The sequence below is a fragment of the Motilimonas eburnea genome, assembly GCF_021295345.1.
GTDB lineage: Bacteria > Pseudomonadota > Gammaproteobacteria > Enterobacterales > CBDFNC01 > Motilimonas > Motilimonas eburnea.
Genome location: NZ_JAIMJB010000005.1, coordinates 12,923 through 25,711, shown reverse-complemented (window position 1 = coordinate 25,711; position 12,789 = coordinate 12,923). Strand labels below are relative to the sequence as shown.

Annotated in this window: 13 protein-coding genes; 6 read left to right on the top strand and 7 right to left on the bottom strand. The window is 46.6% G+C overall.

Translation table 11 applies throughout. The features are described from left to right. Positions 1–207: 207 nt before the first annotated feature. The 3 genes from K6Y21_RS06105 (at position 208) to K6Y21_RS06095 (ending at position 3,002) form a co-directional block, all read left to right on the top strand. On the top strand, positions 208–1,347 hold the full coding sequence (locus K6Y21_RS06105) for a sugar efflux transporter (protein ID WP_233070897.1): 1,140 nt from the start codon (positions 208–210) through the stop codon (positions 1,345–1,347). Between the two features lie 62 nt (positions 1,348–1,409). Beyond that, the gene (coaA, locus tag K6Y21_RS06100; RefSeq protein ID WP_233070896.1) at positions 1,410–2,366 is read left to right on the top strand and encodes a type I pantothenate kinase; all 957 of its coding nucleotides are present in this window, start codon (positions 1,410–1,412) and stop codon (positions 2,364–2,366) included. Between the two features lie 174 nt (positions 2,367–2,540). Next, positions 2,541–3,002 carry a DUF4357 domain-containing protein gene (locus K6Y21_RS06095; protein WP_233070895.1) on the top strand — a complete coding sequence of 154 codons (462 nt, stop codon included), beginning with the start codon at positions 2,541–2,543 and terminating at the stop codon, positions 3,000–3,002. Positions 3,003–3,088: 86 nt separating this feature from the next. On the opposite strand, the gene K6Y21_RS06090 is transcribed toward K6Y21_RS06095, so the two are convergent. The 4 genes from K6Y21_RS06090 to K6Y21_RS06075 form a co-directional block, all read right to left on the bottom strand. Beyond that, a complete protein-coding gene (locus K6Y21_RS06090; RefSeq protein ID WP_233070894.1) occupies positions 3,089–3,670 on the bottom strand; it encodes a TetR/AcrR family transcriptional regulator in 582 nt (193 codons plus the stop codon). 334 nt (positions 3,671–4,004) lie between these two features. Then, complete coding sequence (locus K6Y21_RS06085) at positions 4,005–5,390, bottom strand: sensor histidine kinase (protein ID WP_233070893.1); 1,386 nt, start codon at positions 5,388–5,390, stop codon at positions 4,005–4,007. Then, complete coding sequence (locus K6Y21_RS06080) at positions 5,371–6,048, bottom strand: winged helix-turn-helix domain-containing protein (RefSeq protein ID WP_233070892.1); 678 nt, start codon at positions 6,046–6,048, stop codon at positions 5,371–5,373. The genes K6Y21_RS06085 and K6Y21_RS06080 overlap by 20 nt, the downstream gene beginning before the upstream one ends. A gap of 30 nt (positions 6,049–6,078) precedes the next feature. Beyond that, the gene (locus tag K6Y21_RS06075) at positions 6,079–6,633 is read right to left on the bottom strand and encodes a PepSY domain-containing protein (RefSeq protein ID WP_233070891.1); all 555 of its coding nucleotides are present in this window, start codon (positions 6,631–6,633) and stop codon (positions 6,079–6,081) included. A gap of 221 nt (positions 6,634–6,854) precedes the next feature. On the opposite strand from K6Y21_RS06075, the gene K6Y21_RS06070 reads away from it, so the two are divergent. Continuing rightward, positions 6,855–8,717, top strand: a complete 1,863-nt coding sequence (locus tag K6Y21_RS06070) for a permease (protein ID WP_233070890.1) — start codon at positions 6,855–6,857, stop codon at positions 8,715–8,717. After that, on the top strand, positions 8,707–9,213 hold the full coding sequence (locus K6Y21_RS06065) for a L,D-transpeptidase family protein (protein ID WP_233070889.1): 507 nt from the start codon (positions 8,707–8,709) through the stop codon (positions 9,211–9,213). Before K6Y21_RS06070 ends, K6Y21_RS06065 begins: the two co-directional genes overlap by 11 nt. 8 nt (positions 9,214–9,221) lie before the next feature. On the opposite strand, the gene K6Y21_RS06060 is transcribed toward K6Y21_RS06065, so the two are convergent. The 3 genes from K6Y21_RS06060 to K6Y21_RS06050 form a co-directional block, all read right to left on the bottom strand. Then, on the bottom strand, positions 9,222–9,539 hold the full coding sequence (locus tag K6Y21_RS06060; protein ID WP_238486358.1) for a DUF1289 domain-containing protein: 318 nt from the start codon (positions 9,537–9,539) through the stop codon (positions 9,222–9,224). A 127-nt stretch (positions 9,540–9,666) separates the two neighbouring features. Further along, positions 9,667–10,245, bottom strand: a complete 579-nt coding sequence (locus K6Y21_RS06055; RefSeq protein WP_233070888.1) for a YceI family protein — start codon at positions 10,243–10,245, stop codon at positions 9,667–9,669. A 2-nt stretch (positions 10,246–10,247) separates the two neighbouring features. After that, a complete protein-coding gene (locus K6Y21_RS06050) occupies positions 10,248–10,814 on the bottom strand; it encodes a cytochrome b (protein ID WP_233070887.1) in 567 nt (188 codons plus the stop codon). A 422-nt stretch (positions 10,815–11,236) separates the two neighbouring features. Between K6Y21_RS06050 and K6Y21_RS06045 the strand changes: the two genes are divergently transcribed. Then, positions 11,237–12,616 (top strand): OprD family outer membrane porin, encoded by a 1,380-nt coding sequence (locus tag K6Y21_RS06045; protein ID WP_233070886.1) that lies wholly within the window; start codon positions 11,237–11,239, stop codon positions 12,614–12,616. Positions 12,617–12,789: the final 173 nt, after the last annotated feature.

Here is a 12,789-nt window from a genome sequence, read left to right as displayed (position 1 = left end):
AGCAATAGCTAGTTGGTTTAGGGATTTCCCCTCGGTACGCTCGGTGCTAGTGGTAGGTAATCGCGAAATACCGCTAAAATCGACAGATTCACAGCTGCATTCCCTGTCTAAAAGCGGTAGAATGCAGCCCTCTTTTCGTTATTACTCTCATCTATTGTGATCACTCGTTACTGGCGTTCTCTGTTTCCAAATCAACAGGTTGACTCCGTGTCGCTGTCGTTATTATTTTGCTGCTTTGGTATTGGCGTGGCGGGCTCGTTTACCATCCCAACCATGAGCTTGTTTATGAATGATGAAGTGGCCGTTCGTCCCGCCTTATTAGGAGCCTTTTTTGCTTGTTTGGCTATTTCGGGCGTGGTGGTAAGCCAGTTAATTGGGTGGTGGTCGGATAAAGGTATCGACCGCCGCAAGTTGATCTTAGCTTGTAACATCATGGGGGTGATTGGTTTTACCGTCTTTGCCTTTAATCGCGATTATTGGATATTGCTGTTCTCTGCGCTGATTTTTATGAGTACCTCTTCGGCGGCGTTGCCACAAATGTTTGCGTTGGCGCGAGATATTTTAGATAGGCGAGGTCAAAATGCGGAAAAATTCAGTTCTTTCTTACGGGCTCAGATAGCCCTGGCTTGGGTGGCTGGGCCGCCATTGGCATTTTTTATCGCCGATGGTTTTGGCTTTCGCTTTTTATTTTTATTTGCTGCTTTTATGTATGTGGTACTGGCGATGGTGGCTTATTGCCAACTACCTAGTTTAGAGCCAGTGAGTCACCCGACTCATGCTAATGCGCCGCAGATCAGTTTATGGCGCGATAAAGACTTATTGGCTTTGTCGGCGGCTTTTGTATTTATGTATGCCGCTAACAATATGTACTTGATTAGTATGCCACTTTACATAGTCAACGAGCTAAGTCTGGCACCTGAACTGGCAGGGATGATGATGGGCGGAGCTGCGCTGTTAGAAATTCCCGTGATGCTGATGTCGGGAAGTTATGCCCTGCGCTTTGGTAAGCATAAGCTGATTTGCTACTCGATATTAGCAGGCACTGTGTTCTATGTCGGCATGTTGGTGAATCAAACCCTGTGGGGGTTTTTGGCGCTGCAATTGTTCAACGGCATCTTTGTTGGCGTGACCTCGGCATTAGGAATTTCCTATTTTCAAGATTTAAAACCAAGCAAGGTGGGGCAGGTCACCACACTATACTCTAACTCGATTAAAACGGGTGGCATTTTAAGTGGTGTTATGGCGGGTTTTATTGCCGATCGTTTTGGTTTTTATGCTGTGTTTGTTGCTTGTGCACTGCTCACCTTGTTGGCATTTGCCACTGTATTAAGGGTGCGCCATGTGTAAAACCCTTGTGATCAAGGCGCACTCTATTGTATGTTGCGCCCTTGCCGGACAGGAAATTTGCCATGCCTATACTCGACCATAAAGAGCTGGTGCACTCAGCTTATCTAGAATTCACCCGCCAAAGCTGGGCTGAACTGCGCGATAACGTGCCCTTGACCTTGTCGGAGCAAGATCTGGCGAACCTAAAGGGGATAAACGAAGATATCTCCTTGCAAGAGGTGGTCGAAATCTATTTACCCCTGTCTAGGCTACTAAACTTGTATGTGGAAGCCAGACAAAAGCGCAGTACGGTGCAGGGGCAGTTTTTGGGGGTTAAGGACTTTCACGTTCCTTATATTATCGGCATTGCCGGCAGTGTTGCCGTCGGCAAAAGTACGACGGCGCGTATTTTACAAGCCTTATTGTCTTGTTGGAGCGATCACCCTAAGGTCGCGCTGGTGACTACAGATGGTTTCTTACACCCGAATCATGAGTTAGAACAGCGTGGGTTGATGGCGAAAAAGGGCTTTCCCGCCAGTTATGATATTCGCAGCTTGGTTAAGTTTGTGTCTGACATTAAATCAGGTAAGCCTAAGGTGAGCGCGCCTGTTTACTCACACCTGCAATATGACATCGTACCGGATCAGTTTCAGGTGGTTGAGCAGCCGGATATCTTGATTTTAGAAGGGTTGAATGTACTGCAAAGTGGCATGGATTACCCGGATCAATTACATCGCGTGTTTGTTTCTGATTTTGTTGATTTTTCATTGTTTGTTCATGCCGAGCAAAAGCACTTAAAGCAGTGGTATATCGAGCGATTTTTAAAATTTAGAAGCGGTGCTTTTACGGATCCTAAGGCCTACTTCCACCACTATGCCAGCCTTTCTGAAACCGAGGCAACCAAAACGGCCAGTCGGATTTGGGATGAGATTAATGGTGTTAACCTGATTGAAAACATTAGCCCAACGCGTGAGCGGGCTAATCTGATCTTAACCAAGGGCGCGGGCCATCAAGTCGAGCGAGTCTGGTTACGAAAATAATGGCTTGTGATTGAACAAGCAATCTCAACATTTGGTGAACTGTTAGCGCACAGTTTTGCTTTTTTCTGTTTTCTATCACCTTGTCCCTGATCTTCTTTCTTGCTGTAATAACGCCTTCATTCATCAGTGACAAGCTGCAAGCAGGCGGCTTTAATTTGGCAAGGGAAGGTTGATGTGAATAACTCAGTGCAATTTTTAGTTGATGCCAACGGTGTGCGCCAAGCGGTGGTGATCCCCATCGATTTATACAATGAGTTAATCACGTTAAAACAAGAAATAACCAGCCTTAAACCCGCCCAACAGGAAAGCTATGAGTTTCAAAGCAAAGAGGCGTTGGCGACGGGTTACCCAAAAGGCGACGTGACTAAACCGAGTTTTGTGGTACTGCGTGGTTCGACCGCGAACTACTCAAATGTCGGATCCTTACGCCCATCGATTAAGCAATTACGCGACCAGCTCATTGCCGAGGGTAAGGTGTCGGTGCAGGGTGAGCTGCTTCACTTTAACATCGAAGTTGAATTTACGAGTCCAAGTATGGCGGCCTGTTTTGTTGCAGGTAATGCCCGCAGTGGATTGGACGCTTGGGTTAATAGCCAAGGCAAGTCATTAAAGCAATCGGGCTACGGTAAAAAGTAACAGCTTCTATTACTGTGGGAGCCCCAGTCATGGGGCGATTAACTATGAGCTCAAATCGCTGCATGACTGAGCTCCCACGGATCTTTTTATTTCCTACTGCTAGCCAACAATTGGCTGAAGGCTTGTTGGTAATGAGGGTGGCTTTGTTCTGGCTCGAGCCATTGGTACCAACAAGCTCCAAGGTATAGGCTGTTGAATTGAAATACAAAGTAGTCTAAATCCAGGTCGGCTCTAAAATGACCTAGGTTGATGGCTTGCTGGGCGACTTGTTTAAGCTGGTCACACCAGCTTTGTTGCTGTAGCTTGAGCTCTTCGGTCACGGCCCCGTCGACATCATCAAAGTCGATCACTGCGCCAATAAAAAAGCAGCCACCACTAAAGCGGTTATTCCACTGATACCAATGTTCAGCCAGTTGCGTTAATCGTTCAATGGGATCACTGAGATGGCGGGTGGGCTTGACCACGCGTTCGCTGAAAACCATTTGCGCATATTGCACCAGATCCAGTTGCAGTTTTTGCTTAGATTGAAAGTGGGCATACACGCCACTCTTTGACATGCCACGTGCCTTGGCTAAGTTCCCGATAGTGAGGCTAGCAAGGCCAATTCGGCTGGCCAGATCGAGCGCTGTTCGTAAAATGGCCATGCGGGTGACCGTGCCTTTTTTCATTGCTATCTCTTTAAATCAGTTACTTGTGCCATGTATACCCAATCAACCTGGATATGCTTGATTTCAGCAAGAATTTACAGGCGTTTAGGCAAGGCATTGATTGCAGTTAAGGGTTGCTCCCTTATCAAAATCAATAACGTGGCATAAACGCCTGTAAAACTTGCCCTTTGGGAGCGCCATCGTGCTTCCACTACGTAGTTACGCTAATTTAGAAGGTGCCTACATTCCTGCATTAGCGTGCCTAGTATTGAAAGCACGGTGGCGCTCTGAAACATGCATCTTCAAGTTGATTGGGTATATTAAGTAATAGTGCGCTCGTACTATTTTTTCAATCTTATTGAGGCTGGGGTTGTAATACGTTGTCAGAAAAGTGAATGTCGATACGTAGCCCGGGATGGTTATCGCTCAATTCTATGGTACCTTGGTGCAGGCTGATGATGGCTTTAACGATAGAGAGCCCCATACCAAATCCGCTACTATGACGGCTTTTATCTAAACGATAGAGACGTCGAAACACGCGATCAAACTCTTCCTCAGGGATCCCTAAGCCATTGTCTGCAATGGTGACGCCGTCGCTGTGTAGCTCTATGCTGATCTTGGTTTCGGGTGGGCCATATTTAACCGCATTGTCAACGAGGTTATAAATAGCGCGAAACAGTAAGTTAGGATCGCCATTAAGCTTACAAGGGGCATTATGCTTAAGTTCAATTTGTTGATCTTTATCTTCTGCGATGGGAAGAATCAGGTCTTGCACGTCCTGGCAAATGGCCAGTAAGTCACAGGATTTATGCTCTGCGCCCGACACCCCTTTTTCTAGCCGCGACAGCTCTAACATGGCATTGAAGGTGTCCATAATATGATCTAATTCTTGCAGCAGGGCGTGACGCCATTCCAGATCCTGTTCATCCAAATTGTCTTGGGTGAGGGTTTCTTCGACCCGAATACGCAGTCGTGACAGCGGGGTGCGAAGATCGTGCGCTATATTGTCGGTGACACTGGAAACCGAGCCGATCAATTCATCTATTTCATCCAACATTTGATTGATTTGCATGGCAATGTGGTCAAACTCATCGGCTTCACTGCTGATGGGGAGGCGCGCTTGCAATCGCCCAGCCTTAACCTCTGAGGTTAACCGGTTGATTTGCCTTACTCTGTGTAATACGCGCGCATTAAAAATAAACCCTACCACTAAGGTAAAGATCATGCCGGCGCCGAGGGCACTTAAACTGGCAGTGGTAAAGCTTTGATCTAAGGCATCTTGGCTGTCGTCAATTAACCCAACGAGTAAGGTACCAAAAGGAGTTTTAAGGCGCGTAGCCATGACTTTTTTCAGCTCCATTTCACCTAAGTAGTTGGTTGCTAAGATAGGAAAATGCAGCACGTTAGGGTATTGCGGGATGTTTTGTGGTAAGTGGTTGAGGTTGCCGTAAACTTTACTGTCACGGCGCAGCGCCAGTACCATGTTGTTGGTTTGTGATGCCCGTGCGACCACAGATTGGATAAAGCTTTGGGTGGTCATGCTGTTGGCACTGGCCAATGAGATAAAGCCTTCTGCCGCGAGGCTTAAACGCTGGCTTTGCTCCCTTTGTTGGCCGGCGATGGAAAAGTGATAAACCATCGCCAAGATACCGCCGCTGATAAACAGTACCAGTAAGGTAAAGGCGAGGGTAAAGCGCCAAATGGAGGTGCGGGTGAAGATACTAAGGTGTTCTGACAACATAACCAGCACCACGCACGGTATGGATCAGTTGGCTTTCTCCTTGTTCTTCTAATTTTTTACGCAGTTTAGCGACATGCACATCGATCACATTGGTTTTGGGGTCGAAGTGATAATCCCAGACCGATTCAAACAGCAAGGTGCGCGACACCACTTGGTCTTGATGTTCAAGTAAGTAGCGTAATAGCTGAAATTCTTTGGGTTGCAGGCGAATTTCTCGGTTGCCACGGGTGACCTTGTGGCCCACCAAATCCATCACCAGATCATCGATACTGAGCTCGGTGACTTGCTGCGGCTGATGCTGTTTACGCTGCATCAGAATTTCAGCGCGCACCAATAACTCTTGAAATGAAAACGGTTTAGTCAGGTAGTCATCGCTGCCTGCTTTAAGCCCTTTGATGCGCTCATCGACATGGCTCAGCGCACTTAAAAAGATCACTGGGGTTTGACTACCTGTTGCGCGCAGTGCTGACAAGAGCTTAAGCCCGTCCATCTTGGGAAGCATGCGATCAAGCACAATAAGATCGTATTCTTGGGTGGTGGCTAAAAAAAGCCCATCTGGGCCTTCGCTGGCGGTATCTACGGTATGCCCTTGTTCTTGAAACCCTTTTTGGATGTACTCTAAGGTTGTTTTATCATCTTCGATGGTGAGGATTTTCATTTTGTTCCTTGTGGTAACCTTGCGGCATGGTTACTTGCGATAAACCGGAATCAGGTCTTGGGTTGAGATATCAACTAACCAGTTCTGTTTGCCTGATGGGGTCGCCAATTCAATTTCAAATAAGTTGATGCCTTTTTTGTGGTCGAGCTCGGCTTCCACCAGAAACCCCGGGTGCTGCGCTTGAACCACTTCAAGGGCTTTGATCATGGAAAATCCATTGGCTTGAATTTGCTCTACCGCTTTGATGTTGTTGTTATCATTGAACCAACCGGTAATCGCGACTTGTTTGGCGCTAATTTGGGCTTTAGTGTGAGCATCAAAGACCAAGTTATGTTTGATATTGTCGTTGAGGTTAATGACCTCAACTTTGTAGATCAGCTGGCCTTCGTCATCATCTAGCTCGAAATCCGTGATCACACCAGCATATTGCTCGCTCACTTGCTCCAATATTTGTTTTGGCCCTTGTTGCTGATGCTGCTCGATTAATTCTGCGACCGCAGCGCTTTCGTTCATATCAGCACTGGCACCTGCGCTAAGAAGTAATGCGGGGCCAAGTAAACAGGCTGCAAGCAAGTTGTGTTTCATGGTCGTGCTCTCTTAAATTAACGGCTAACTCTATGGCATTTTAGCTAATTTTCTGTAAATCATGGATATGCGATGTATTAATCATTGTTCATATTTAGATCTGGGGACGGTTTCTGTGAGATCAAGGGTGAAAAAAACTGGGCTAAAAGAGCAACAAAAATAAGCCAATCAGGGAGCATTTGTTATATTATCACGTTCCAAGTTTTTAGAGTTAACGATCCATGCTAGTCATCCTTAGTATCGTCGCCTTATTTACCGGGCCACTTATTTGCCAGACCATCCAACGCCGCCAAGGTTGGTTTACCCTATTGGATGCGTTTATCTTTGTGACCATCAGCGGCTTAGTACTGTTTCATATTCTGCCCGAAGCCTTGTATCACGGTGGTTTAATTTCGTTGCTTTTCGTTGCCTTGGGCTTGTTTGGGCCGGGTTTAGTCGAAAAATACTTTCACCGTATAGCCAATCAAGCTCATAACTATACCTTGCTATTTGGGGTGGGGGGGCTTGTTATTCATGCCATTACTGATGGCGGTGCCTTGGTGGTCGGCGAGTCGCAAACGGCTTGGTTATTGGCGCTAGGGGTGATTTTACATCGCTTGCCCGTTGGGTTAACGGTGTGGTGGCTATTGCGGCCGCAATATGGACGGGCCTTACCCCTTGCGGTGCTCACCGCCATGTCTTTGGCTACCATCGCGGGTAGCTATTTTGGTGGGCAAGTCATTCCACACTTGAGTAACCAATGGTTGGCTTGGTTCCAAGCCTTGGTCACGGGGTCGATATTGCATGTGGTGTTTCATCGTCCCTATCAGGATAAAAATCAGCAGTTGGGTGCGCGCCAAGAAAAGCGCATGGCAGGCTGGGGTACCCTATTTGGTTTGGTGTGTTTGGCGGCGGTGTTATTGCCTCATTGGCTGGGTTATGTGGCACATAATCATGTTCATATGGATTCTATTTGGGATCGCGCGCAAATGTGGAAACAAGGCGGGGCGCATCATGGTCAAGAAACCGCACTTGCCTTGCAGCGCTTTATTAGCTTGGCCCTTCACAGTTCACCGGCTTTGTTGTTAGCCTATTTCGTTACTTATTTAATTAACTATTTACAGGTTCCCACTCGCTGGTTGGCTAGATTGAATCGCCGGCAAGGCCCAAGTGACAGCATTAAAGGGGCTTTTTTAGGGTTGTCGATGCCGATATGTGTGCCTGATGCGGCGCGCATGTATCAGCAATTGCAAGGTCAGGGAGCAAGCCAAGTCTTCGCATTGTCCTTTTTATTAGCGGCTCCCATACTGAGTTTTGATGCTTTATTGCTTTCTTGGCCCCTGCTGGGATCCCAATGGTTGATGCTGCGCTTAGTGTTGGCTTTGTGTTTAGTGTTGCTGATTGGGCTGTTACTTGGCCGTTGGTTACAACGACAGGAAGATCTAGCCAAGATCACCGCTCCCGTTGAACTCAGCCAAGCACAAGGCTCACGCTTACTGCAGGCCATTCGGCACAGTTTCGAGCATTTACTGGATCACACTGCCCCTTGGATAATTTTGGGTTGGACGGTGGCAGCCACGCTCGCCCCAACGCCCGGTTGGCAAGCCTTTGCTGACCACTTATGGTTGCAGATTATCCTTGTAATTGCAGTGGCTTTGCCGCTACATCTATGCGCAACAGGGTTAACGCCAATAGTGGCTGTGCTATTGTTAATGGGGGTGTCTCCTGGCGCAGCATTGGCTTTGTTATTAGTGGGGCCAACCATCAACTTTGCCTTGTTTCATTTTATTAAAAAGCAACAAGGACAAATGGTTGCTGTGAGTTTGTTCGTCGCCGTTATAGGCTTTGCTTTCTGCGCGGGAATGGTGCTGAATCAATACGCTCAAGTCACCCCTATTCCGTGGCTAGAGCACGATCACAATTGGACTCAAGAGTGGTTGGAATATATTAGTTTAGCGGTAATATGTGCGCTGTTCTCGGTCTCTTTATTCAAGCGTGGCGCTAGGGCGTTTTTGGCTGAATTGATACCGGTAAACTTATTGAAAAAGCATCAACACCAGCATGCCCACCACGGGCATCAGCACGGACATCACCATGGCCATTAGCATTAAAACGTGTCTCTATTTACTTTCTTCTTTATTGGTTTTGATTGTTCATGTACCGCAAGTACAAGCCAGTAATGTGGATAAGGTATTGGTCATCAAAAGTGCCCGCACCATGTATTTACTGAACAACGGTCGTATTTTGCAAAAGTATGATATATCCCTAGGCAAACGGCCCGAAGGGCATAAGAAATGGCAGGGGGATAAGCGAACGCCAGAAGGGCGCTATGTCTTGGATTTTCGTAACCCTGAAAGTAACTTTTTTCGCTCCATTCATATCAACTACCCTAATGAGCAAGATCTCGCCTACGCCGAGAAAAAGGGTTACGACCCAGGTGGGGCTATCTATATTCATGGCTTACCCAATGGTAAAGAGCATTTAGTGCATAAATACAAGGGCACTGACTGGACAGATGGTTGTATTGCGGTGCTTAACGAGCAAATGCTAGAGATATGGAATTTGGTTGCCGATGGTACCGAGATTGAAATTCGTCCTTAAATCTCCCATCAAAACAACTCTTCTTGTGGGTTATCGGGTAGCGCGTCTTGGCCATTGGCTTGGGCATCGGCCAGCGCATTAGCCTTTTCGGCGCGCAGCTTTCTGATCAACCGCTGACGGCATAATCGAATGATATTTCTCTGTTGGGTTGGGGTAAATTCAAGCCAGTTAAATCTTTCTTCCCGACTACGCATGCAGCCAACACAGTAGCCCCGGTTATCTGTACGACAGATACCGCGACAAGGGCTCGGGATGTTAAAAAACTCTAACTGTTCCATGATTTCAACATAGCAGGGTTTGCTGGAAAAATGAACTGTCGATTGCATTGCAGTTGGCTATCGCGCTTAGCTAGATCGCCGCTTGACTGCGGCTCCTACAGAGGGGGAGGGTTGTATTTATAGCTCGCCTCCCACAGGCACAAGCAAGGGGGAGGGAGCCTAGGTAGGAAGGAGATTACTTCTTAATGCCTTCAACGTGCAGATCAAGTTGTACAGTGGCTGATTGAGGGCCTAAATCCATCGGAATGCCATAATCTTTCATGGTGATCGTGGTTGAGCCTTCAAAGCCACTGCGGTAACCGCCCCAAGGATCTTGGCCTTCGCCTACTTTGGTTACATCAATCACGATATCCTTGGTCACACCGCGTAGGGTGAATTTGCCGTGTAGTTGACCCGTTTTGCCATCGGTTGTTTCAAACTTAGTGCTCACGAATTTTGCTTCTGGAAACTTATCAACTTCTAGAAAGTCTTTGCTGCGTAAATGCTTGTCGCGCTCTGCATGGTTAGAGTTAACACTTTTTGTGTCTATGGTCACCGCGATCTTGGCATCGCCTGGCTTTTCTGCGTCGTAGCTAAACTCACCGCTAAAGGTATCAAAACGGCCAATCACCCAGCTGTAACCTAAGTGATTAACCTTGAAGTTAATCGAGGCGTGAGCACCGCGCGTATCAATCACATAGTCTGCTGCTAATGCAGGTGCAGCAGCGGTGAATAGTCCAGCAGAAAGAATGGCTGCAGTCAGTTGTTTTTTCATTTTTATTTCCTTTTTGATGTCGCGTTTACCGGGTTAAGCATCCGGCTGAGGGTTGAGTCTTTATCGATAAAATGGTGTTTAAGTGCTGCCATGGCGTGGGCCAAACTGAAAATAACCAAGGCCCAAGCGACCAGTTCATGGATATCACCGGCTATTTCTTCTTGCTGTGGTAAGCCGCTGATCACCGCGGGTACGTCAAACCAACCAAACACAGAAATAGGACGCCCATCCGCGGTCGATATTAAATAACCAGACAACATCAAGGTAAATAGCATTAGGTATAGCAAACTATGCCCTAGTTTGGCGGCCACTTGTTCCCATTGGCTATGACTATCGAGTGCTTTGGGGGCGGGATTAATAAAGCGCCAAATCAGGCGAAACAGCACTAGGGTAAACAAACAAAGGCCAATGCTTTTATGTAGCATAGGTGCCGTTTGATACCATTCGGAATAATAGCTGAGATCAACCATCCAAAAGCCCAGAGCAAATAAGCCGTAAACAGCCAACGCACTTAGCCAATGTAAACCGATGGTAATGAGGCCATAGCCATGTTGAGAGTTTTTGAGCACCGGTGAAACCTCGCTAGCAAATAATAACGATTTAGATTTATATCATGGTGTAATTTAATTTAGAACAAAAGAGCAATATATGGCATTTTTTGTTCTAAAAAATAGAACATTTGAGATTGGAATGGAGGGGAAATGAGCCAGAATGGAAAGGAAATCTAGACAATAATCAACGCAAGCTGAACCTAAGCTTAATCACAAATCAGGTTAAGAGTTTAATTTCGGGATTTGTTAAGACTCGCTCAGATCCAAGACGAAGCGGTTGCTGTCTTCAATATAGGCTATAGTATTTGTTTGGAATCAAGTGATTGGAAAGCAGAATTGTAGTACTATCACTGACATAAATATTATCACTGTCATTTCGGCGGCCAAACCAATACATGACAGTGACAACTTTTAAACGTTACATACGTAGGAGTACCGAAATGAAAAAAGGTTCAAACTTTTTTAGATTAAATTCTGTAGGCGCGGCAGTGCTTGCTGCTGTAGCTGGCCTATCAATGGCAAACGCACCTGAGGCTCAAGCTAATGGCTTTATGGAAGACTCTAGCCTAACAGGTGGTTTGTACCTGTGGGATCGTAATCGTGACCGTCGCAGTGGCCCAGAAGATGGTGCAGACTATGAAACGAACCTTGCCCATACCACGATCAACGCTAACTTAGATTTTACTTCAGGTTATGCTAACGACATCATCGGTCTTGATTTTGGTGTGTTCTTTGCGGGCGACCTACGTAATGACGGGTTAACCGGCCACGAAATGTCATTCTTCCCAGGTGGTACGCCTTGGGGTGGCACAGACTGGGGCAGTAAAGACGAAGCAGGTGTATCTGTATACAAAGCGGCCGTAAAAGTAAAAGGTGGCCCAGCATGGGCAAAAGCCGGTTACTTCCAACCTTCAGGCCCGGGTGTAATGGGTGTGAACTGGTCATTTATGCCAGGTACTTACCTAGGTGGTGAAGCCGGTTTCTCTATCAATGGTTTTGATTTTGCTGCCGCTGTCGCGACCGAATATAAAGCGCCGTGGTTTAAAGATACCTACGAGTTTCGTATGAATGACGGCACCACTAAGGTGGATTACCTTTACTCTATCGGTGGTCGCTACACCTTTGATTTTGGCACCTCAGTAGAACTGGCTTACGGTGAATCGGATGATTATCTACGTAATGGTCACCTAAAACTGAAACATGATATGGCAGTGCGTCAGAAAGACAGCTTATACATGACTTATCAGCTTTACATGATGAGCGACATTAATAGCCATAACAATGCGAATGAAAACTTTGATGGCACCGCATACCAGCACTACATTGGCGCACGTTATAATACTGGCCCATACACAGTGCGTGCAGAAGGTTTGTATACGAAGGCACCACAAAGTGAAACGTATCACCAAGGTCAATTTGCTTACCGTCTAACTAGTGCTTACGGTGGTTCAAACGGTGCTTACGAACCATGGTGGGATGCGCGCTCTGACTGGAACCACAACGAAGAGAAAGCGGTATTTATCGGTGTTTGGCGTGACCTAGCTGACTTAGGCGCAGCGGGTTGGAGCACAGGTGTATCTTACGCTTACGGTTGGGGTGGTGAATCAATCGAAGCACCGACTGACGAGCTAAAAGAAAATGCTTGGAACCTAGACATTGCTTACACGGTACAAGATGGTTCGTTTAAAGGTACCACGGCTAAGCTACACTACACCAAGTACGAAAATGAATCAGATCAGCCAAGCTGGGGCGCATACAAAAACGCTTTCCAAGATGAGCAAGATCTTAAGTTCATGATCATCATGCCATTCTCGCTATAATTGAGTTGAGATAGCTGACTTCAAAGCCTCGCATTCGCGGGGCTTTTTGCTATTTATTAGTCTCATTTTTTTACTTCCTGTGATACTACGCATTTGAAAAATCGACAATAAATCAAAAATGAAATAAATCTCAGTTTGGCAGTTGGAGGTTTACTGCTATCTTTAGAGTCAGG